At 67.1% G+C, this 19,898-nt stretch carries 21 protein-coding genes; 4 read left to right on the top strand and 17 right to left on the bottom strand.

The window, feature by feature from the left end:
* Positions 1-12: 12 nt before the first annotated feature.
* The 9 genes from paaK to paaA all read right to left on the bottom strand — a co-directional run bounded on the left by paaK (position 13) and on the right by paaA (position 8,158).
* Complete coding sequence (gene paaK, locus AruCF_RS05170; protein WP_049072393.1) at positions 13-1,329, bottom strand: phenylacetate--CoA ligase PaaK; 1,317 nt, start codon at positions 1,327-1,329, stop codon at positions 13-15.
* 93 nt (positions 1,330-1,422) lie between these two features.
* On the bottom strand, positions 1,423-1,896 hold the full coding sequence (paaI, locus tag AruCF_RS05165) for a hydroxyphenylacetyl-CoA thioesterase PaaI (protein ID WP_049072392.1): 474 nt from the start codon (positions 1,894-1,896) through the stop codon (positions 1,423-1,425).
* Positions 1,896-2,684 carry a 2-(1,2-epoxy-1,2-dihydrophenyl)acetyl-CoA isomerase PaaG gene (paaG, locus tag AruCF_RS05160; RefSeq protein ID WP_049072391.1) on the bottom strand — a complete coding sequence of 263 codons (789 nt, stop codon included), beginning with the start codon at positions 2,682-2,684 and terminating at the stop codon, positions 1,896-1,898. The genes paaI and paaG overlap by 1 nt, the downstream gene beginning before the upstream one ends.
* A 14-nt stretch (positions 2,685-2,698) precedes the next feature.
* Positions 2,699-4,363, bottom strand: coding sequence for a phenylacetic acid degradation protein PaaN (paaN, locus tag AruCF_RS05155; protein ID WP_049072390.1), 1,665 nt, complete (start codon positions 4,361-4,363; stop codon positions 2,699-2,701).
* Between the two features lie 45 nt (positions 4,364-4,408).
* Entirely contained in the window at positions 4,409-5,497 is a 1,089-nt protein-coding gene (paaE, locus tag AruCF_RS05150) for a 1,2-phenylacetyl-CoA epoxidase subunit PaaE (protein WP_049072389.1), read from the bottom strand.
* 14 nt (positions 5,498-5,511) lie between these two features.
* Positions 5,512-6,018 (bottom strand): 1,2-phenylacetyl-CoA epoxidase subunit PaaD, encoded by a 507-nt coding sequence (paaD, locus tag AruCF_RS05145; protein ID WP_049077577.1) that lies wholly within the window; start codon positions 6,016-6,018, stop codon positions 5,512-5,514.
* Positions 6,015-6,779, bottom strand: coding sequence for a 1,2-phenylacetyl-CoA epoxidase subunit PaaC (gene paaC, locus AruCF_RS05140; RefSeq protein ID WP_020924565.1), 765 nt, complete (start codon positions 6,777-6,779; stop codon positions 6,015-6,017). Before paaC ends, paaD begins: the two co-directional genes overlap by 4 nt.
* A 15-nt stretch (positions 6,780-6,794) precedes the next feature.
* Positions 6,795-7,079: a 1,2-phenylacetyl-CoA epoxidase subunit PaaB gene (paaB, locus tag AruCF_RS05135; protein ID WP_006388300.1), complete on the bottom strand. Its 285-nt coding sequence runs from the start codon at positions 7,077-7,079 to the stop codon at positions 6,795-6,797.
* Between the two features lie 89 nt (positions 7,080-7,168).
* Complete coding sequence (paaA, locus tag AruCF_RS05130) at positions 7,169-8,158, bottom strand: 1,2-phenylacetyl-CoA epoxidase subunit PaaA (RefSeq protein ID WP_049072388.1); 990 nt, start codon at positions 8,156-8,158, stop codon at positions 7,169-7,171.
* Between the two features lie 172 nt (positions 8,159-8,330).
* On the opposite strand from paaA, the gene paaX reads away from it, so the two are divergent.
* On the top strand, positions 8,331-9,260 hold the full coding sequence (gene paaX, locus AruCF_RS05125; protein ID WP_049072386.1) for a phenylacetic acid degradation operon negative regulatory protein PaaX: 930 nt from the start codon (positions 8,331-8,333) through the stop codon (positions 9,258-9,260).
* A gap of 106 nt (positions 9,261-9,366) precedes the next feature.
* Here paaX and AruCF_RS05120 read toward each other — a convergent pair whose 3' ends face one another.
* Positions 9,367-9,996 carry an NAD(P)H-hydrate epimerase gene (locus tag AruCF_RS05120; protein WP_049072384.1) on the bottom strand — a complete coding sequence of 210 codons (630 nt, stop codon included), beginning with the start codon at positions 9,994-9,996 and terminating at the stop codon, positions 9,367-9,369.
* A 38-nt stretch (positions 9,997-10,034) separates the two neighbouring features.
* Positions 10,035-10,580: an oligoribonuclease gene (orn, locus tag AruCF_RS05115; RefSeq protein WP_049072382.1), complete on the bottom strand. Its 546-nt coding sequence runs from the start codon at positions 10,578-10,580 to the stop codon at positions 10,035-10,037.
* A gap of 75 nt (positions 10,581-10,655) precedes the next feature.
* Between orn and AruCF_RS05110 the strand changes: the two genes are divergently transcribed.
* Together AruCF_RS05110 and rsgA are read left to right on the top strand one after the other, a co-directional pair.
* Positions 10,656-11,906, top strand: coding sequence for a M48 family metallopeptidase (locus AruCF_RS05110; protein WP_049072380.1), 1,251 nt, complete (start codon positions 10,656-10,658; stop codon positions 11,904-11,906).
* Positions 11,903-12,865: a ribosome small subunit-dependent GTPase A gene (gene rsgA / locus AruCF_RS05105; protein WP_049072378.1), complete on the top strand. Its 963-nt coding sequence runs from the start codon at positions 11,903-11,905 to the stop codon at positions 12,863-12,865. Before AruCF_RS05110 ends, rsgA begins: the two co-directional genes overlap by 4 nt.
* Positions 12,866-13,030: 165 nt before the next feature.
* Here rsgA and AruCF_RS05100 read toward each other — a convergent pair whose 3' ends face one another.
* Positions 13,031-13,762, bottom strand: a complete 732-nt coding sequence (locus AruCF_RS05100) for a CoA pyrophosphatase (RefSeq protein ID WP_049072377.1) — start codon at positions 13,760-13,762, stop codon at positions 13,031-13,033.
* 124 nt (positions 13,763-13,886) lie between these two features.
* Entirely contained in the window at positions 13,887-14,267 is a 381-nt protein-coding gene (gene rplS / locus AruCF_RS05095; RefSeq protein ID WP_006218237.1) for a 50S ribosomal protein L19, read from the bottom strand.
* Between the two features lie 239 nt (positions 14,268-14,506).
* Between rplS and AruCF_RS05090 the strand changes: the two genes are divergently transcribed.
* Positions 14,507-15,379 carry an EamA family transporter gene (locus tag AruCF_RS05090; RefSeq protein WP_049072375.1) on the top strand — a complete coding sequence of 291 codons (873 nt, stop codon included), beginning with the start codon at positions 14,507-14,509 and terminating at the stop codon, positions 15,377-15,379.
* A gap of 80 nt (positions 15,380-15,459) precedes the next feature.
* Here AruCF_RS05090 and AruCF_RS05085 read toward each other — a convergent pair whose 3' ends face one another.
* The 4 genes from AruCF_RS05085 to cysD form a co-directional block, all read right to left on the bottom strand.
* Positions 15,460-15,915: a hypothetical protein gene (locus AruCF_RS05085; protein WP_049072374.1), complete on the bottom strand. Its 456-nt coding sequence runs from the start codon at positions 15,913-15,915 to the stop codon at positions 15,460-15,462.
* Positions 15,916-15,987: 72 nt separating this feature from the next.
* Positions 15,988-17,403, bottom strand: a complete 1,416-nt coding sequence (locus AruCF_RS05080; RefSeq protein ID WP_049072373.1) for a PA0069 family radical SAM protein — start codon at positions 17,401-17,403, stop codon at positions 15,988-15,990.
* Between the two features lie 212 nt (positions 17,404-17,615).
* Positions 17,616-18,914 carry a sulfate adenylyltransferase subunit 1 gene (locus AruCF_RS05075; protein WP_049072372.1) on the bottom strand — a complete coding sequence of 433 codons (1,299 nt, stop codon included), beginning with the start codon at positions 18,912-18,914 and terminating at the stop codon, positions 17,616-17,618.
* Between the two features lie 43 nt (positions 18,915-18,957).
* Positions 18,958-19,866, bottom strand: coding sequence for a sulfate adenylyltransferase subunit CysD (gene cysD, locus AruCF_RS05070; protein ID WP_049072371.1), 909 nt, complete (start codon positions 19,864-19,866; stop codon positions 18,958-18,960).
* Positions 19,867-19,898: the final 32 nt, after the last annotated feature.

Raw genomic sequence — 19,898 nt, 5'->3', positions numbered from 1 at the left:
TGCGCAGCGCGCTCAGCCCTTGGGGCGCTTGTCGATCACGCGGCGGGCCTTGCCGGTCAGCGTGCGCTCGACGTGGCCGGCGTCCGACACCTGGATGCGGGCGCTGACACCGATGTGCGTCTTGACCGCATGCTGCAGCTGCTTGCCCAGCGCGGCGCGCTCAGCGTCCGACAGGGTCGAGAACTCGGCGCGGACTTCCGTCAGGATCTCGAGCTCGTCCATATTGCCGGTGCGCGACAGCACCAACTGATAATGCGGCGCCAGTTGCGCGATCTTGAGCACCAGTTCCTCGACCTGGGTCGGGAACATGTTCACGCCGCGCACGATCAGCATGTCGTCGCTGCGGCCGGTGATCTTGCCGATGCGGCGCATGCTGCGCGCGGTGGGCGGCAACAGGCGGGTCAGGTCGCGGGTGCGGTAGCGGATGATGGGCATCGCTTCCTTGGTGAGCGAGGTGAACACCAGTTCGCCCGGCTCGCCGTCCGCCACGGGCTCGCCCGTGTCCGGATTGATGATCTCGGCGTAGAAGTGGTCTTCCCACACCACCGGGCCGTCCTTGGTCTCGACGCACTCGCTGGCCACGCCCGGCCCCATCACTTCGGACAGGCCATAGATGTCGACCGCGTCGATGCCGGCCTCGGCCTCGATATCGGCGCGCATCTGCCCGGTCCAGGGCTCGGCGCCGAAGATGCCGATGCGCAGCGAACTTTGACGCGGATCAATCCCCTGCCGACGTTGCTCCTCCAGAATATTGCAGAAATAGGAGGGCGTGACCATGATGATGTCCGGACGGAAATCGTTGATCAGCTGCACCTGCTTTTCGGTCTGCCCGCCCGACATCGGGATGACGGTGCAACCCAGGCGTTCGGCGCCGTAATGCGCGCCCAGGCCGCCGGTGAACAGGCCGTAGCCGTAGGCCACGTGCACCGTGTCGCCGGGCTTGCCGCCGGCCGCGCGGATCGAGCGCGCCACCAGGTTGGCCCAGTTGTCCAGGTCGCGCTGGGTGTAGCCCACCACGGTCGGCTTGCCGGTCGTGCCGCTGGAGGCGTGGATGCGCGAGATGCGCTCGCGCGGCACCGCGAACATGCCGAACGGATAGTTCTCGCGCAGTTCCTTCTTGGTGGTGAACGGGAACTTCGAAATGTCGGACAGCTGCTTCAAGTCGTCCGGATGCACGCCGATCTCGTCAAACGCCTTCTTGTAGTGCGGCACGTTCTCATAGGCGTGCTTGAGCGACCACTTCAGGCGCTCGAGCTGCAGCGCGCGCAGCTCATCCTGGCTGGCATGCTCGATGGGGTCCAGCCCCGGCTTGCTCATGGTGTTGGACATGGTTATCTCTCTCCTGGAATGCATCCTCCGATCCGGGGGGCGCGCCGCGCGCCCGCCTCGGCCGGTGGTCTTGTCTCTGGTTGGTTGACGCGTTCAAGCCTCGGCCGGCGTGCCGACGATCTGCCCCTTGATGCGATAGGACCGGCCCCGGAACAGGGCGACGTTGCGGCCATCCTGGTTGGTGACCGTCACGTCGTACACCCCGGTGCGTCCGGCCAGCGAGCGCTCCTGCGCCACCGCGGTCAGCAGGTCGCCCTCGAAGCCGGGGGCCAGGTAATCGATGGTGCAGCCCGACGCCACGGTGCTGACGTTGCGCGAATTGCAGGAAAAGGCGAAGGCGCTGTCGGCCAGCGCGAAGATGAAGCCGCCATGGCAGGTCTTGTGGCCGTTGAGCATGTCGGGACGCACCCGCATGGTCAGGCGCGCATAACCGGGCGCCATCTCCTCGACCTTCATGTCCAGGCCTTGCGAGGCCGCGTCGCCGGCATACATCACCGTGCCCACGGCCTGTGCCAGTTCCTGCGGATCGGTCGGCGCCTCGACGGGCGGAACGTGCGTGCTGCTCATCATTGCCCCTTGAACCGCGGTTCGCGCTTGCCCAGGAACGCGGCCACGCCTTCGGCGTAGTCGGCGCTGCGGCCCAGTTCGCGCATCATGTCGCGCTCCAGGTCCAGCTGGGTCGCCAGATCGTTACCCAGGCTGGCCTGCAAGGCGCGCTTGGTGAAGGCCAGGCCCTTGGTCGGCGCGCGCGAGAAGTGCTGCGCCAGGTTCTCCAGCGTGGCGTCGAACGCGTCGTCGGCCACGCATTGCCAGATCAGGCCCCAGGCCTCGGCCTGGCGCGCGCTGAGCTTGTCGCCCAGCATCGCCAGCCCCAAGGCGCGGGCGCGGCCCACCAGGCGCGGCAGCACGAAGGTGCCACCCGTGTCGGGGATCAGCCCCAGCTTGCAGAACGACTGGATGAAATTGGCCGATTCCTTGGCGATGACGATGTCGCCAGCGAACGCGAGGTTGGCGCCCGCCCCCGCCGCCACGCCATTGACCCCGACCACCACCGGCAGCGGCAGCGCGTTCAGGCGGCGCACCAGCGGCGCGTAGAACTTGTCGACGGTCTCGCCCAGGTCGGGCGGCGTGCCATCGGGCGCGGGCTTGCGCTCGCTCAGGTCCTGGCCGGCGCAGAAGCCGCGGCCGGCACCGGTCAGCACCAGCACGCGCGCGCCCTCGGTCTCGACGCGGGTCAGCGCATCCGCCACTTCAGCGTGCATGTTGGCGGTGAAGCTGTTGAGCTTGTCCGGACGGTTCAGCGTCAGGCGGGCGATGCCGTCGGCCAGTTCGAATTGGATGTCTTGGTAGGTCATGTCCGGTCCACCGCTCAGATGTGACGGCGCGTCTGCACCACGCGGAAGCGATTGGACACGTAGGCCGAGTCGGACAGCGCCGCGTTGGCCGCCGGGTTGGCGCCGGTGCCGTGGAAGTCGCTGAATGCCGCGGTCTGGTTGACGAACACCGCGCCGGTCAGGTTCAACGACAGCGACACGCCGGACTCTTCCGCCGCTTCCTGCACCTGCTCGGCCACCTCGTTGCTGGTGGTGTAGGCCGACAGCGACAACGCGCCGTGCTCGATCACGCTGTCGCGCGCGATCTGGATGCTGTGCGCGGTGGAATCGGTGGCGACCACGAAGGCGATCGGGCCGAACCATTCCTGGCTGATGGCGGGATTGCCGGCCTCGGTGCGCAGCAGCAGCGGCGTGCGCACGCGGGCATTCTCGAACTGCGGGTGCGTCAGCGTCTTGCTGTCGGCCACCACCGGCAGGCCCAGCGCGCGGGCCTTCTCGATGCGTTCGACGATGCCTTCGTTCTGGATCGCGCCGGTCAGTTCGACGGCCTTGGCGGCGTCGGCGCCGAGCTTGTCGACCGCGGCGCCCAGGGCGGCGGCCACCTCATCGAAGCTGACACGGCCTTCCGGCGTCTGGATGCCGTCGCGCGGCACGTAGATGTTCTGCGGCGCCGTGCACATCTGGCCCGAATACAACGCCAGCGAGAACGCCAGGTTGCGCGCCACGCCCTTCAGGTCGGCGGCCGAATCGATGATGACCTGGTTGACGCCGGCCTTCTCGGTGTAGACCAGCGCCTGGCGGGCATTGTTTTCCAGCCAGTCGCCGTTGGCGGTGCTGCCGGTGAAGTCGATGATCTTGACCGCGGGATCCAGCGCCAGCTGGCGCGCGGTGTCTTCCTCGGCGGTGTGCGCGGCCAGCAGCACCACATCCGGATCGAAGCCGGCTTCCTGCAGCACTTCGCGCGCCACCTTGACGGTCAGCGCCAGCGGCAGGATCGCGCCCGGGTGCGGCTTGACGATGACGGTGTTGCCCGTGGCCAGGCTGGCGAACAGGCCGGGGTAGCCGTTCCAGGTCGGGAAGGTCGAGCAGCCGATCACCAGCGCCACGCCGCGCGGCACCACGGTGAAGTGCTTTTCCATGCGGATGGGATCGTTCTTGCCCTGCGGCTTTTCCCAGATGGCGACGCCGGGAATGCGCGACATTTCCTGCCAGGCGTAGGCCACGGCCTCGAAGCCGCGGTCCTGCGCGTGCGGGCCGCCGGCCTGGAAGGCCATCATGAAGCCCTGGCCGGTGGTGTGCTGCACGGCGTAGGCCATCTCGAAGCTCAGCTTGTTCAGGCGCGCCAGGATTTCCAGCGACACGCCCACCCAGGCCTGCGGGCCGGCGCGGCGCCAGTCCTGCAGCGCGCGCTTGGATGCGGCCACCAGCTTGGCGGCGGGCACGTGCGGATAGGTGATGCCCAGGTCGAAGCCGTAGGGCGACTTTTCGCCGCCGACGGTGCCGTCGGCGTCGTGCAGATTCAGCGGGAACGGCTTGCCGCGCAGCGCCTCGAAGGCGGCGCGGCCGTCGTCATTGGCGGTCTCGCCATAGTTGCGGGGGCTGGGCGACTCGGCGAACGGGCTCCAGTAGCCGCGCAGCGCGGCGGCGGCCAGGGCTTGTTCCAGCAGGGGCTGATGGCGTTCGAAGAATTTCTGGGACACTGCGTCTCTCCAAATGGAATGGGGGTCTGACTGGCGCGCGCCGGGTCAGGTTTCCTGGTCGAAGTCGATCACCAGGCGGTCGCTGACCGGAAAGCTCTGGCAGCTCAGGATAAAGCCTCGCGCCACTTCGTAGTCTTCCAGGGCGAAGTTGGCATCCATGTCCACTTCGCCCTCGACCACCTTGCAGCGGCAGGTGGAACACACCCCGCCCTTGCACGAATACGGCAGCTCGATGCCCTGCGCCAGCGCCGAATCCAGCACGCTGTCTTTGTTCTTGTCGATCACGAACTTGCGGCTGTGGCCGTCCTGCACCACGGTCACCTCGCACTGGCCCTTGCCGGGCGCCTGGCGGGCGTCCTGCCCCGTGCGCAACGCGCGCGGCCCCTTCGGGGCGCCGAACAGTTCGAACTTGATGTTCGCCTTCGGGATGCCGCGGGCCTGCAGCCGCTCGACCACGCTCTCGGTCATGGTCTGCGGACCGCAGACAAAAGCGTAGTCGATATCCTCGGGGCTCATCCACGCCGACATCAGCTGGTCGACCTTGTCGCCGTCCAGGCGGCCGTTGAACAGCTCGATATCCTGGGTTTCGCGGCTCATGACGTAGACCAGCGAGAAGCGGTCCATGTACAGGTTCTTCAGGTCCTCGATTTCTTCGCGGAACAGCACGGCGGACGAGGCGCGGTTGCCGAAGAACAAGGTGAACTTGCTGTTCGGCTCCGTCGACAGCGCGGTCTTGACCAGCGAGAACACCGGGGTGATGCCGCTGCCGACGGCGAATGCGACGTAGTGGCGCTGGTTATCAGGCGAGAAGTCGACGGTGAAGTTGCCGGCCGGCGCCATCACTTCCAGCGTCTGGCCCGGCTGCAGCTCGTGGTTGGCCCAGCTCGAGAAAACGCCCTCGTCGACCTTCTTGATCGCCACGCGCAGCAGCTTGTCGCGCGGCGCCGAACAGATCGAATAGGAACGGCGCAGTTCCTCGCCGTTGAGCTGCGTGCGCAGCGTCAGGTACTGACCCGGCAGGAAGGCGAATTCATCGGCCAGCGCGTCGGGCAGGTCGAATGTCACGACCACCGCGTCGCGCGTGTTGCGCGCCACCGAGGCCACTTTCAGGGGGTGGAATTGGTTCAGGCTCATTCTCGAAACCACTCTCAGTGAGTCTTGAAGTAATCGAACGGCTCGCGGCAGCTGACGCAGCGGTACAGCGCCTTGCACGAGGTCGATCCGAAATTGCTGACCAGGCGCGTGTCGCGCGAACCGCAGCGCGGGCACTCGATGGCGGGCCCGGCGTTGCGCCGGCTGATGCCCGAGATGTCGATGGCCTGTTGCGCGGGCGCGGCGATGCCATAGTCCTTGAGCGCGGCGCGGCCCTTCTCGCTCATCCAGTCGGTGGTCCAGGCGGGCGACAGGCGCGTCTCGACGCGCACCTCGCCGATGCCGTGGCGCGCCAGCACCTGGCGGATGTCTTCGGTGATCTCGCGCATCGCGGGGCAGCCGGAGTAGGTCGGCGTGATGACGACGACGCAGGCGTCGCCCTCGAACGCGACGTCCCGCACCACGCCCAGGTCCACCACCGACAGCACGGGGATCTCCGGATCGGGGACCTCCTGCAGCCAGGCGTAGACCTGCTCGATGGACACGGGCACGACGGCGTTCACCACTTGGCTCCCGGATAGGCGCGCGGCAGGTACTGCATTTCCGCAAGCACGTAGCCCAGTTCCTCGGTGTGACGGCCCTGGCGGCCGCCACGGTGGGCCGGGTGGTTTGCGGCGGCGGAGTCCGGCACGGTCAGCGTGGCTTCCTCGAGCACTTCGCGCACATGCTGTTCCCAGGGCGCGCGCAGCGCGGCCAGCTCACAGCCGATGCCGCGCGCCGCCATGTCCTGGTCGATCGCGTCGTCGGTGAACAGCTCGCCGGTGAAGCGCCAGGCGTCGTCGATCGCCGCCTGCATCCTGGCGTGGCTGGTCTCGGTGCCATCGCCCAGGCGCACCACCATGTCCGACGAACGGCGCACGTGGTAGGTCACTTCCTTGAGCGACTTGGCGGCGATGCCGGCCACGCGCTCGTCCGACGATTGCGCCAGGCGCTGCAAGAGGAAGTAGTGCCAGACGTCGAACAGGAACTGGCGCGCCATGGTGTCGGCATAGTTGCCGTTGGGCCGTTCGACCAGCAGCGCATTGTGGAACTGATGGGCATCGCGCAGATAGGCCAGCGCGTCTTCGTCGCGGCCGGCGCCTTCGACCTCGCCGGCCAGCGTCAGCCACATGCGGGCCTGGCCCAGCAGGTCGAGCGCGGTGTTGGTCAGCGCCAGATCCTCTTCCAGGATCGGGCCGTGGCCGGTCCAGGCGCCCAGGCGTTGCGACAGGATCAGCGTGGTGTCGCCCAGGCGCAGCAGGTATTCGAAGAAAGTCTTGTCCATGTCTCCCCCGCCGCCTTACATGTGCTTGATTTCTTCAGGCATCGGAAAGAACGTGGGATGCCGGTAGACCTTGCTGTTGGCCGGCTCGAACAAGGGATCCTTGTCGCCCGGGCTGCTGGCGGAAATGTCGGAAGCCCGCACCACCCAGATGCTCAGGCCTTCGTTGCGGCGGGTGTAAACGTCGCGGGCGTGGTTGATCGCCATTTCGGCGTCGGGCGCGTGCAGGCTGCCGACGTGCTTGTGCGCCAGGCCGTGCTGGCTGCGGATGAACACTTCCCACAGAGGCCAGTCTTTGCTCATGATGGATATCCTCGGATGCCGGACGCGCGTGGCGCCCCGGGTATTGGATGAGTAAGGAGTTGGAAGGCCGGGCGCCGCCCGGCCAGGACTCAGGCCGCCTTGCGCTCGGCCTGCTTGTCGGCGTAGGCGACCAGCGCCTCGCGCACCCAGGCGCCGTCTTCGTGCGCCTTGACGCGCGCCGCCAGGCGCTCGCGGTTGCACGGGCCATTGCCCTTGAGCACGGCGTAGAACTCGGCCCAGTCGATCTCGCCGAAGTCGTAGTGGCCGCGCTCGGCGTTCCACTTCAATTCGGGATCGGGAATGGTCAGGCCCAGGTATTCGGCCTGCGGCACGGTCTGGTCGACCATCTTCTGGCGCAGCTCGTCGTTGGAGAACAGCTTGATCTTCCAGGCCATGGACTGGGCGCTGTTGGGCGAGTCGGCGTCGGACGGGCCGAACATCATGAGCGCCGGCCACCACCAGCGGTTCAGCGAGTCCTGCACCATCGCCTTCTGTTCGGGCGTGCCGTGCAGGCACATCTGCATCAGCAGGTCGTAGCCCTGGCGCTGGTGGAAGGACTCCTCCTTACAGACGCGCACCATGGCGCGGGCGTAGGGGCCGTAGGAGCAACGGCACAGCGGGATCTGGTTGATGATGGCCGAGCCGTCGACCAGCCAGCCGATCATGCCGATGTCGGCCCAGCTGAGCGTGGGGTAATTGAAGATGCTGGAGTACTTGGCGCGGCCGGCATGCAGGTCGTCGATCAGGTCGTCGCGCGACACGCCCAGGGTCTCGGCGGCGCTGTAGAGGTAGAGGCCGTGGCCGGCTTCGTCCTGCACTTTGGCCAGCAGGATGGCCTTGCGCTTGAGCGACGGCGCGCGGGTGATCCAGTTGCCTTCGGGCAGCATGCCGACGATTTCGGAGTGGGCGTGCTGCGAGATCTGGCGCACCAGGGTCTTGCGGTAGGCCTCGGGCATCCAGTCCTTGGCCTCGATCCGCACGCCTTCGTCGATGCGGCGCTGGAACGTCTGTTCGCGGCCTTCGAGCTGGTCCGCGGTCTTGACCTGCTTGACGCCGGTTTCGACGAGTTGAGCGTACATGGTTGTCTCCTTGAGACGGTTTGCGATAGCGCAAAGCGAACGCCGCGCAGGGCCGTCATGTCATAGGCGGATTATTTAATACAAAAAAACCATTGTCAAACTCAAATCTGTATCACATTGGATTTATGTATCATATCCAGGATCCCGATATCGGCCGCTTGCGGCCCCCCTTATGGCAAACCCTCAGTCGCCCCTGGACCGTTACCTGTCACGCCTGCTCAAAAGCGATCCGCCGCGCGCCAAGTCGCTTTGCGTCAGCCTGCTGGGGGACGCCCTGGCGCCGCACGGCGGCGCCATCTGGCTGGGCGACCTGATCGAGCTGCTGGCGCCCCTGGGCATCAACGAACGCCTGTTGCGCACCAGCGTGTTCCGGCTGGTCGCGCAGAATTGGCTGCAGTCCGAACGCCATGGCCGCCGCAGCCTGTACCTGATTTCCGAGCAGGGCCTGCGCCACACGGCGCACGCGTCGCAGCGCATCTACGTGGGCGCGCCGCGGGAATGGAACGGGCAATGGACGCTGGTGGCGCTGCCGCGCACCGGCAACGGGCTCGCCGAGCGCGCGGAACTGCGCCGTGAACTGGTCTGGGAAGGGTTCGGCATGATCGCGCCGGGACTGTTCGCCCATCCGCACACCGAGGCGCGCGCCGCCCACGACATCCTGGAAAAACTGGGCATTCCGGACAAGGCACTGGTGCTGTCGGCGCGCGACCTGGCCGGCGCCGGCGGCCTGCCGATAGCCAGCCTGGCCACGCAGTGCTGGAACCTGGACGATGTGGCCGAACAGTACCGCCAGTTCAGCAGGAATTTCGGACCGCTGGAAAAACTGCTGGAGACCCCGCCGTCGCCGTCGGACGCCTTCGTCACTCGCGTGATATTGCTGCACAATTGGCGCCGGATCGTGCTGCACGACCCGCACCTGCCCGGCCCCATGCTGCCCGACGACTGGCCCGGCCATGCGGCGCGCGAGATCTGCGGGCGCGTCTATTGGCAGGTGTTCGACGCCTCGGAGGCACATCTGAACGCGCTGGCCGGCCGCGACAATGAGCGCTACACCCCCTTGGCCGCCGACATCGCCACGCGTTTCGGCGGACGGCCGGCCTGAAACGCGGAGCGGGCCTCCCTACCCTCGGCGCGGACCATCCAGCCGCGCGGCGGATCTGGAATACCGGCGATGACGCGTCGTGACGATGAAAGACGCGCCCCGGAGATCAAACGCCTTCTCCAGCCCGCGGCAGGGTCACGCCCAGCGTCTCCAGGCAGGATTCGCCGACAACATCCGCCCCCGCCCGCGCCAGGCCCCTTGCCCGGCCGATGAAGGACAGCGTCCAGCGCGCCCGGACTGGCCGGCCCAAGGCCGCGCCAGTGTCGGCGTCGATGCCGCTGGGCACGTCCAGCGCCAGCACGGGCACATTCCAGGCGTTGACGCGGTCCACCAAGGCCTGCCACGCCGGCCCCAGGGGACGATTCAGGCCGATGCCGAACAGGCCGTCGATGACCAGGTCCGGCGGCGCATCCGCCGTCAATTCCCGGCAGGTGACGCCACCGGCCGCGATCCAGCCGGCATAGGCCCGCGCGGCGTCGGTGGGCAGGGATTGGGGGCCCGAGGGGAGCACAACCAGCAAGTCGTACCCGAGCTCAAGCAGACGGGTCGCCGCTTCCAGGGCATCGCCGCCATTGTTGCCCGGACCGGCCAGCGCCAGCACCCTGGCTTGCGGCGCGCAGCGGGCCGCGACGAAACGCGCCGCGGCCACACCGGCCAGCGGCATGAGCCGCCGCCCCTGGGCCAGGGCCTCGTGTTCGGCCGCGCGAATGACGGCAACGGGATAGGACGACGGCATGGCGGCTCGCTGGCGGGCGCCGCCGGCTCGGCGGCGGCTTACACCTTCAGGAAGTGTTCGCGGTAGTACTTCAGTTCGTCGATCGACTCGTAGATGTCGGCCAGCGCTTCGTGGCGGCTCTTCTTCTCGAATCCCTTGTACACGGCCGGCGCCCAACGGCGCGCCAGCTCCTTGAGCGTGCTGACGTCCAGATTGCGGTAGTGGAAAAACTGTTCCAGGCGCGGCATGTAAGCAAACATGAACCGGCGGTCCTGGCTGATGGTGTTGCCGCACAGCGGCGACTTGCCGGCCGGCACGTGCTGCGCGAGAAACGCCAACAGCGTATCCTCTGCCTGCGCTTCGGAAATCGTCGAAGCGCGAACCTTGTCGATCAGGCCGCTCTTGCCATGGGTGGATTTGTTCCAGTTGTCCATGGCGTCGAGCAGGCTGTCGGGCTGATGCACCACCAGCACGGGGCCTTCGGCCACCACGGTCAGGTCGGCCTCGGTGACCACCACGGCGACCTCGATGATGCGTTCTTTTTCAGGGTCCAGGCCGGTCATTTCCATATCCAGCCAGACCAGGCGGTTTTCGTTCACAGCCATATAATTTGCCTATAAAACACGCGTTTTCAAACACGCGATTTTCGCACATACCCATTTGAGCAGGCCGCATCGCCCATGTTCACTCTGCTGTTCGTTGCCTTCCTGCTGACCGATATCGCCGTGCGCATGTGGCTGGCCAGCCGCCAGATCCGCCATGTGGCGCGCCATCGCGACCAGGTGCCACCGGAATTCTCCCACCGTATCGGTCTGGCCAGCCACCAGCGCGCCGCCGACTACACGGTGGCCCGGGTGAGGCTGGGCATGTTCGAACGCACCTATGATGCCATCCTGCTGATCTGCCTGACGCTGATGGGCGGCCTGCAGCTCATCGACCTGTGGGTGGGCCAGCTTACCAGCAACGACTTCCTGCGCCAGATGCTGCTGCTGGTGGCCGTGGCGCTGCTGCTGGGCCTGCTGGGGCTGCCCTTCACCCTGTGGCGGCAGTTCAAGCTGGAAGCGCGCTTCGGTTTCAACCGCATGACGCCCGAGCTGTTCATCTCCGACGCGGCCAAGGGCCTGCTGGTGGCCGCGGTGCTGGGGCTGCCGCTGGCGGCAGCGGTGCTGTGGCTGATGGGCAGCGCGGGACAATACTGGTGGATCTGGGCCTGGGCGTTGTGGACCGCCTTCAACCTGGCGCTGCTTATCGTCTACCCGATGTTCATCGCGCCCCTGTTCAACAAGTTCACGCCGCTGTCGGATCCCGAACTGGCCGGCCGCATCCAGCGCCTGGCCCAGCGCTGCGGCTTTGCCCTCAACGGCCTGTTCGTGATGGACGGCTCGCGCCGCTCGGCCCACGGCAACGCCTATTTCACCGGCTTCGGCCGCTCGCGCCGCATCGTGTTCTTCGACACGCTGCTGGCGCGCCTGAACGCCGACGAGATCGAAGCCGTGCTGGCGCACGAACTCGGCCACTTCGCCAAGCGCCACATCATCAAGCGCATCCTGTTCAGCTTCGCCGCCGCGCTGGGCTTTTTCGCCATCCTGGGATGGGTCGCGCAGCAGCCGTGGTTCTACGTGGGCCTGGGCGTGCTGCCGCAGCTGGGCGGCCGCAACGACGCCATGGCGCTGCTGCTGTTCTTCCTGGCCATTCCTGTTTTCACTTTCGTCTTCACACCGCTGGCCAGCTGGTACTCGCGCCGCGACGAGTTCGAGGCCGACCGCTACGCGGCCGAGCAGAGCTCGCCCGACCGCCTGGTCTCCGCCCTGGTCAAGCTCTACGACGACAACGCCGCCACCCTGACGCCCGATCCCGTGCACTCTGCCTTCTACGATAGTCACCCCCCCGCCGCCGTGCGCATCCGCCACCTGACGGCGCCCGCGGCATGAGCAGCAACGACCGCAACAAGGCCGCCTTCCAGGACGCGCCCCAAGGCAGCGCGCCAGCCAACGCCGCCGACGAAGGCCGCATCATCGCGGCGCACGGCCGCCACTACACCGTCGAGCTGGCCGATGGCAGCCTGCGCAAATGCTTCCCGCGCGGCAAGAAAGCCGGCGCCGCCGTCGGCGACCGCGTCCGCATCACGCCCCAGGGCCAGGACGAAGGCGCCATTGACGCCATCCTGCCGCGCCGCAACCTGCTGTACCGCTCCGATGAAATGCGGTCCAAGCAGTTCGCCTCCAACGTCGACCAGTTGCTGATCGTGGTGGCGGTGCAGCCGACCTTCTCCGACGATCTCACCGGCCGCGCGCTGGCCGGCGCCTGGAGCGCCGGCATCGCGCCGTTGATCATCCTGAACAAGACCGACATCGTCGACGCGCTGCCCGCCGCCCGCGCGCGCCTGGCGCCGATCGCCGCGCTGGGCGTGGACATCATCGAACTGAGCGCGCTCGAACCCGAAAAGGTCCACACGCTGCTGGCGCCGCGCCTGGCCGGGCGCACCAACCTGCTGCTGGGGCAGAGCGGCATGGGCAAGTCGACCCTGCTGAACGCGCTGGTGCCGGATGCCGCCGCGCCCACCCGCGAGCACTCGACCGCGCTGGACATGGGCAAGCACACCACCACCAGCACCCGCCTCTATCACCTGCCCGCGCCGGGCGGCGACCTGATCGATTCCCCCGGATTCCAGGCCTTCGGCCTGCAGCACCTGAGCCGCGAAGACATCATTCGCGGCTTCCCGGAATTCACCAAGCCGATCGAATCCTGCCGCTTCTACAACTGCACCCATCGCCATGAGCCGGGCTGCGGCGTGGTCGCGGCGCTGGACGCGGGCGCGATCGACCCGGCCCGCTACGCGCTCTACCTGCGCATCCTGGACGAGAACCTGGCGGGACAACAGCGGTATTGAGCCGCCGGTTGGCGGCCTCCCGGCGTGGCCCGCGCAAGCGGCGCCATTGACGGGCAGGCACCGCCGCGGCGCGCGCGCCATCCGATCGGCGGGCGCACGGCAGATCGGCTCGCGGCAGTTGAAGCGGCGGGCAGCGGCCTGGCGAGCCGCCAGCCAGCGGGGGTCTCAACGCGGCTCGAAGCCGTTGCGCAGCAAGTGGTAAAGGTTGCGCAGCATGCCTGCGGTGGCGCCCCAGATGAAATGCCGGCCATACGGCATGCCGTAATAGTGGCGCACACGGCCGTCCTCCAGCCGCGCCTCGTACAGGCGATGGTTGGCCGGATCCATCAGGAACGCCAACGGCACTTCGAACACCTCGGCCACTTCGAACGCATCCGGCGCCAGCTGGAAGCCGGGCGTCACCAGCGACACCACGGGAATGATCGAAAAACCGGTGGCGGTCAGGTACGGGGGCATGCTGCCCAGCACCTCGACATGATTGGCCGGCAGACCGGTTTCCTCTTGCGCCTCGCGCAACGCCGCCGCGACCGGCGTGGCGTCGCTGGTTTCGATGCGGCCGCCGGGAAAACTGATCTGGCCCGCGTGATCATGCAGGTGCGCCGCGCGCTGGGTCAGCATGATGTGCACGCCGTCGTCGCGCGTCACCAACGGGATCAGCACGGCGGCGGGAACCGGCGCGCCCTCGCGCCCGGGATAACGCAGGTCGTTGTCGCGCGACAATTCCAGCGTCCAGGTGGATGGCTGGCTGAGCGTGCCGCGCAGCAGGTCGGGCGTCAGCAGGCCGGCCGGCACTGCCGGCAGGGAATCGTTGGCGACCACCCAGGGTTGCGACGCCGGATCGAACCCGGGACGCGCCAGCGGCCGGCGCGGCCGCGCAGAAGACGAGGAATCAGACATTCGGCTTTTCAAAAAGAAAAAAGGCACCCTCGCAGGTGCCTTTTTAACCCGGAAACCCGTGCCGAACGAAAACGCTGGATGGCGTGAGCGTCCGACACTGGTGGGGCCGTGTGCCGATAAGCGATCAAGCCGCCGAGGCTTGCTTGCTGACCAGCTTTTCCTTGATACGCGCCGACTTGCCCGAGCGGTTGCGCAGGTAGTACAGCTTGGCGCGGCGCACGTCGCCGCGGCGCTTGACTTCGATGCCGGCGATTTGCGGCGAGTACAGCTGGAACGTACGTTCCACGGCTTCACCCGACGAAATCTTGCGCACGGTGAACGCGGAGTTCAGGCCGCGGTTGCGCTTGGCGATCACGACGCCTTCGAAGGCCTGCACGCGCTTGCGGGTGCCTTCAACGACGTTCACGCTCACGATGACGGTGTCACCAGGAGCAAATTCAGGCTTGGCTTGGCCGCCGGTCAGGCGGGCAATCTCTTCCTGTTCCAGGATAGCGATAAGGTTCATTGAGAACTCCTAGATCATCATGCCTTTGCGGACTAAAGCGCTTTGCCGTTCGATGTTGTTCGGGCCGGGGCTGAAAAATGCGCCTGGCCGTGTACCGCAAGCAGAGGATGAGATTTGGCAAACCAATGATTCTACACCAAAAATTGGCGGATGCCTCAGGTAACATGGCGCCCTGCCCGCAGGTTTGCGGTACCCTAGCGGTTTCTGTAACAAACACGTCATAAGACGCTGTTCCCCTCATGTCGTACTCGTCCCTGTTATTGGTCGTCCTGGCGGCGATGGCCCACGCAACGTGGAATCTGCTCGCCAAGCGCGCGGCCATGGTGGGCGCTCCCTTTGTGTTCGCCTATGGGCTGTGCGCCTCGGTGCTGTATGCGCCTTGGGTCGTGTGGGTGCTGCTGCATGACGGCATGACCTGGACCTGGCCCGTGGTCGGGGCGATCCTGACCTCCAGCCTGTTGCACCTGGGCTACAGCCTGTGCCTGCAACGCGGCTATCAGGTGGCCGACCTGTCGGTGGTCTACCCCATCGCCCGGGGTACCGGTCCGCTGCTTTCCACCACCGGCGCCTTCCTGCTGCTGCGTGAACCGGCCACCGCCACGGGCATCGCCGGCATGCTCTGCGTGGTGATCGGGGTGCTGTTGATCGCCACCCAGGGGAGGCTGGCGATCTTCCGCAACGCGCAGGCCTGGGTGGGCGTGCGCTGGGGCATGGTGATCGGCCTGTTCATCGCCGCCTATACCGTAGTGGATGCCTATGGCGTCAAGGTGCTGCTGATCAGCCCGGTGCTGTTCGACTGGTTCACCTGTGTCACCCGCACCGCCATGATGACCCCCCATATGGTGAAGCGCCGCGCGCAGGCGTGGGAACTGATGCGCGGCCATTGGCACCTGGCCCTGGCGGTGGGCCTGCTGTCGCCGCTGGGCTACATCCTGGTGCTGTACGCGCTGCGCAATGGCGCGCCGCTGAGCCTGGTGGCGCCGGCACGGGAAATGTCGATGATGCTGGGCACCTTGGCTGGCATGTTCCTGCTGCGCGAGAAAGTCGGCCCCGGCCGTCTGGCCGGCTGCCTGTCTATCCTGGCCGGCGTGGTGCTGCTGGGTTCGAGCTGAAAGCGCGCCAGCCCTGGCGCGGGCCGGCGGCGTGAAGCGCCTGGATGCGTCCGCGCACCGGCCCGGACGGTGGCGCAACCTCAGAAGCCGCCAGCCACGCCCAGCCACATGAGCGCCGGGATCATTGCGCCCCACGCCAGCACCAGCACCACATCCAGCACCATGCTTTTCACGCTGACCTGATCCGACACGGGTTCGACCGTGGCGTTGCCCAGGCTGCGCTCGCGCGGGCCACGAACTGTGGGCGCGGCCTGCTCGGCTGCCGGCGGAAACGGCCACTTGCCCGGCAATGTGCCGGCGCGCTCACGTTGGCGCGGCGCGGTTGCGGCGGGTGCCCCCGCCTCGCCGCCAGCAGGCGACAGCAGATCCCCGGTCGTGGCGCTGGCGTGGCGCCCCGCCGGCACACCCCCCCAGGGCATGGCCAAGCCGGTGTAACGGGCACCCAGGGCGCGGACGCGCTGCACCGCACGGCGCAGCGGCGTCAACGAGACGACGGCAAGTTCATCCGGCAGGACGGAAAGTTGAGCGGTGTTCATGAGGAACTCCTTGTAACGCAATCAGGAACCGCGGCAATTCGCCACGGCGGCAACCCGTGGGCGAGCCACGGGTCAGTCGAACAACGACAATTGCCCCGCGACCATGGCGCGCAGTTGGCGCGCACCGCGCCCGTAGGCGCCGGCCACGGGCATGGCACTGGGAAAAGGGACCCCTGAAGACGCTTGCGCGCCAACCGGGGATGGAAAAACGGAGGCTTGGGCCGTACCGGCGGCGGCCGTGAACAACGAGGCGGAAGCGCCGGCGGACGCGGGCGGCTGGAAGCGGTCGCAGTCGAGCGACAGGCGGTGGCGATTCAGGCCCAGCTTGCGGGTCGCGACGGCGAAGCGCTGACGCAGCAGGTCGGCCCAGATGCCGGTGCCGCGCATGCGCGAACCGAAGTTGGGATCGTTGCGGCGGCCGTTGCGCAGGTCTTCGATGCGATGGAGCACCCGCTGGGCGCGGTCCGGGAAATGGGCGTTGAGCCAGTCCTCGAACAGCGTCTTGACTTCCCAGGGCAGGCGGATGACGGTGTAGCTGGCGTAGTGCGCGCCGGCCGCCTTCGATTCCTGCAGGATGTGTTCCATGGCGTCATCGTTGATGAACGGGATCACGGGCGCCACCAGCACGCCGACCGGCACGCCGGCGGCGGTCAGGGTGCGCACGGCCTCCAGGCGGCGCCACGGAGCGGCGGCGCGCGGCTCGAGCGTGCGGGCCATGTCGGCGTCCAGCGTGGTGATGCTCATGTAGACCACCACCAGCTTCTGCTCGGCCAGCGCGGCCAGCAGGTCGAGGTCGCGCGCCACCAGGGCGTTCTTGGTGACGATGGTGAGGGGGTGGCGGGTCTCGAGCATCAGCTCGAGCATGCCGCGCGTCAGGCGCCAGTCGCGCTCGATGGGCTGGTAGGCGTCGGTGGCCGAGCCGATGTTGATGGGCGACGGCTTGTAGCCGGGCCGGCTGATTTCCGCCCGCAGCGCCTGGACCGCGTTGGCCTTGGCCACCAGCCGGGTTTCGAAGTCGAGGCCGGGGGAATAGCCCAGGTAGGAATGGGTGGGACGGGCGTAGCAATAGACGCAGCCATGCTCGCAGCCACGGTAGGGATTGACGGCCACGTCGAAGGGGATGTCGGGCGAATCGTTGCGCGACAGGATCTTGCGGGCTTCTTCGGCGGTGACGGTGGTCTTGGGGGCTGCGGGCGCCCGGCGGACGTCGGGCAGGATGGGGATGACCGTGGCCGCCGCCCAGGCAGGGGCATCGACCTGATCGGCCAGGCCGGTCTTATCGATGGAATCGTCAGGGGAAATATCGGGGACGGTATCGACGAAATCAGCCGGAAGACCCGAGCCGGACCAGCCGTCATCGACCTGCGCGCGGTCGTCTTTCTGGAAGCGATGCCGAACATTAGTAACCGCACCCCGACCGCGCAAGGCGGCGGGGGCGGCAGCCGGGGACCCAGAACCGGCGGGAAAAGAATGATCGGTGCGTGCCATGAAAACTACTGTACAAAAACACAGTGGTTTTGACAAGCACCAAAAGCCTTTTCGTAAGACAGCCCCACTTTACCGCAAGACGAAGACGGCGTCCGGACAATTCGATTTCATCTTGCGATATCGCCCGGAAACCCGCGCCGGCATTGGGTTTGGAATAAAAACAACACCCAAAAACCGGTGCGGGGCGGACTCTTCCCGCCCCGACTTGCGGTTTACCGAAGCATGCCCGCCGCCGCGGTCTGATGCGTGGCTTCGTCGATCAGGATGAAGGCACCGGTGGCGGGCACATCGGCGTATCGATCGACCGCCAACGACTCGCGCGTGGTGAACGCGACGCGGCCAATGTCATTCATGCGCAGCGTGCCTTCGGTGTTCTCCACTTCCTGCAGTTCGTGGATGTCGCGATGCGAGAGCACCGCGCGGATCTTCGCCGACGTCAGTCGCGTGCCATGCTTGAGCAGATACTTGCGCGCGGGGTTGAGCGCCTGCGCATCGAGCCAGCACAGTTCCGCCTCGAATTCGCGCGCGACTTGCGCCGGCGCGGCCGCGTGCACGATCACGTCACCGCGCGAGACGTCGACGTCGCGGTCCAGTACCAGCGTCACCGAGTCGCCCGCCACCGCTTCATCGAGCGCGCGATCGAACAGCCGCACTTCCTGCACGCGCGCCGTCACGCCCGACGGCTGCACCACGATCTCGTCGCCGGGACGCAGCACGCCGCTGGCGATGCGGCCCGCGTAGCCGCGGAAATCGTCCCTGCTGCTGCCGTCGTGGCGCGACACCCACTGCACGGGAAAACGCAGCGGCCCCGCGCCGCCGTCACCGGCCAATTCCAGCGATTCCAGCAGCGTCAACAGCGGCTGGCCGGCGTACCACGGCGTCTTGTCCGACCGCGTCACCACGTTGTCGCCGTTCAACGCCGATAGCGGCAGCGCGTGGAAGTGCGCGATGCCAAGCCGGGACGCCAGATCGGCGTAGGCGTCGCGGATGCGCTCGAACACGGCCTGGTCCCAATCCACCAGGTCCATCTTGTTGACGGCCACCACGATGTGGCGGATGCCCAGCAGGCGGGCGATGGTGCTGTGGCGCTTGGTCTGCGGCAGCAGCTTGCCATCGGCGGCGCGGGTGGCGTCGATCAGGATCACGGCAACGTCGGCGGTGGAGGCGCCGGTGACCATGTTGCGGGTGTACTGCTCGTGGCCGGGCGCGTCGGCGATGATGAACTTGCGCGCCGGGGTCGAGAAGTAGCGGTAGGCCACGTCGATGGTGATGCCCTGCTCGCGCTCGGCCTCCAGGCCGTCGGTCAGCAGGGAGAAGTCGATGCCGCCCTCGGCCACGCGCTTGTACTTGGCGCGCGAGATGGCGTCGAGCTGGTCGGCGAACACGCCCTTGCTGTCATACAACAGGCGGCCGATCAGCGTCGATTTGCCGTCGTCCACCGATCCCGCCGTGATCAGGCGCAGCACGCCCGAGTCGGCGCCCGAAAGAAAAGAATCGTTTACTGCGTTCATATGCGTCCCCTGTCGGCCGGCCAGGCGCCGGCCACTCGTGCGATCAGAAATAGCCTTCCTTCTTGCGGCGCTCCATCGAGGCCTCGGAAGTCTGGTCGTCCATGCGCGTGGCGCCGCGCTCGGTGATATCGGTCACCGCTGTCTCGGCGATAATGGCGGCGGTGTCGGCGGCATCCGAGGCCACCGGGCAGGTGCAGGAAATGTCGCCCACGGTGCGAAAGCGCACCGACAGGCGCTCGACGGTGTCGCCGTCCTGCGGCGGCGTCAGGCGCGTGACCGGCACCAGCAGGCCCTTGCGCCGCACCACCTCGCGCTCGTGACTGAAGTAGATCGACGGCAGCGCCAGCTGTTCGCGCTGGATGTACTGCCAGACGTCCAGCTCGGTCCAGTTGGAGATCGGGAACACCCGCATGTTCTCGCCGCGGTGCACCTTGGTGTTGAACAGGTTCCACAGTTCCGGGCGCTGGGCCTTGGGGTCCCACTGGCCAAACTCGTCGCGGAACGAGAAGATGCGCTCCTTGGCGCGCGCCTTTTCCTCGTCGCGGCGGGCGCCGCCGATGCAGGCGTCGAAGCCGAATTCCTCGATCGCCTCCAGCAGCGTCACGGCCTGCGCCGCGTTGCGCGAATCGGTCTCGCGCCGCAGCACCACGCTGCCGCGCTTGATCGAGTCCTCGACGCTGCGCACGATCAGGGTCTCGCCCAGTTCGGCCGCACGCGCGTCGCGGAAGGCGATGACCTCGTCGAAATTGTGGCCGGTGTCGATGTGCATCAGCGGGAACGGAAAGCGCCCCGGCCGGAACGCCTTTTCGGCCAGGCGCAGCAGCACCACCGAATCCTTGCCGCCCGAGAACAGCAACACGGGCTTCTCGCTCTCGGCCGCCACCTCGCGCATGATGAAAATGGCTTCCGATTCCAGCCAGTCCAGGTGGCTGCGTTGAATCACTGCGGACATAGGTATTCCCCTAAAACGAATTCTTGATACGT

It is taken from the genome of Achromobacter ruhlandii (assembly GCF_002082135.1).
In the GTDB taxonomy this organism is placed as follows: Bacteria; Pseudomonadota; Gammaproteobacteria; order Burkholderiales; family Burkholderiaceae_B; genus Achromobacter; species Achromobacter ruhlandii.
The sequence above is the reverse complement of the archived record's forward strand: the minus strand, read 5'-3'. Positions and strand labels throughout refer to the sequence as shown.

Excerpts from the sequence above, each read along its gene's own strand:
- paaK (WP_049072393.1), bottom strand. The coding sequence starts at position 1,329 with ATGTCCAACACCATGAGCAAGCCGGGGCTGGACCCCATCGAGCATGCC.
- paaI (WP_049072392.1), bottom strand. The coding sequence starts at position 1,896 with ATGAGCAGCACGCACGTTCCGCCCGTCGAGGCGCCGACCGATCCGCAG.
- paaG (WP_049072391.1), bottom strand. The coding sequence starts at position 2,684 with ATGACCTACCAAGACATCCAATTCGAACTGGCCGACGGCATCGCCCGC.
- paaE (WP_049072389.1), bottom strand. The coding sequence starts at position 5,497 with ATGAGCCTGAACCAATTCCACCCCCTGAAAGTGGCCTCGGTGGCGCGC.
- paaC (WP_020924565.1), bottom strand. The coding sequence starts at position 6,779 with ATGGACAAGACTTTCTTCGAATACCTGCTGCGCCTGGGCGACACCACG.
- paaB (WP_006388300.1), bottom strand. The coding sequence starts at position 7,079 with ATGAGCAAAGACTGGCCTCTGTGGGAAGTGTTCATCCGCAGCCAGCAC.
- paaA (WP_049072388.1), bottom strand. The coding sequence starts at position 8,158 with ATGTACGCTCAACTCGTCGAAACCGGCGTCAAGCAGGTCAAGACCGCG.
- paaX (WP_049072386.1), top strand. The coding sequence starts at position 8,331 with ATGGCAAACCCTCAGTCGCCCCTGGACCGTTACCTGTCACGCCTGCTC.
- AruCF_RS05120 (WP_049072384.1), bottom strand. The coding sequence starts at position 9,996 with ATGCCGTCGTCCTATCCCGTTGCCGTCATTCGCGCGGCCGAACACGAG.
- orn (WP_049072382.1), bottom strand. The coding sequence starts at position 10,580 with ATGGCTGTGAACGAAAACCGCCTGGTCTGGCTGGATATGGAAATGACC.
- AruCF_RS05110 (WP_049072380.1), top strand. The coding sequence starts at position 10,656 with ATGTTCACTCTGCTGTTCGTTGCCTTCCTGCTGACCGATATCGCCGTG.
- rsgA (WP_049072378.1), top strand. The coding sequence starts at position 11,903 with ATGAGCAGCAACGACCGCAACAAGGCCGCCTTCCAGGACGCGCCCCAA.
- AruCF_RS05100 (WP_049072377.1), bottom strand. The coding sequence starts at position 13,762 with ATGTCTGATTCCTCGTCTTCTGCGCGGCCGCGCCGGCCGCTGGCGCGT.
- rplS (WP_006218237.1), bottom strand. The coding sequence starts at position 14,267 with ATGAACCTTATCGCTATCCTGGAACAGGAAGAGATTGCCCGCCTGACC.
- AruCF_RS05090 (WP_049072375.1), top strand. The coding sequence starts at position 14,507 with ATGTCGTACTCGTCCCTGTTATTGGTCGTCCTGGCGGCGATGGCCCAC.
- AruCF_RS05085 (WP_049072374.1), bottom strand. The coding sequence starts at position 15,915 with ATGAACACCGCTCAACTTTCCGTCCTGCCGGATGAACTTGCCGTCGTC.
- AruCF_RS05080 (WP_049072373.1), bottom strand. The coding sequence starts at position 17,403 with ATGGCACGCACCGATCATTCTTTTCCCGCCGGTTCTGGGTCCCCGGCT.
- AruCF_RS05075 (WP_049072372.1), bottom strand. The coding sequence starts at position 18,914 with ATGAACGCAGTAAACGATTCTTTTCTTTCGGGCGCCGACTCGGGCGTG.
- cysD (WP_049072371.1), bottom strand. The coding sequence starts at position 19,866 with ATGTCCGCAGTGATTCAACGCAGCCACCTGGACTGGCTGGAATCGGAA.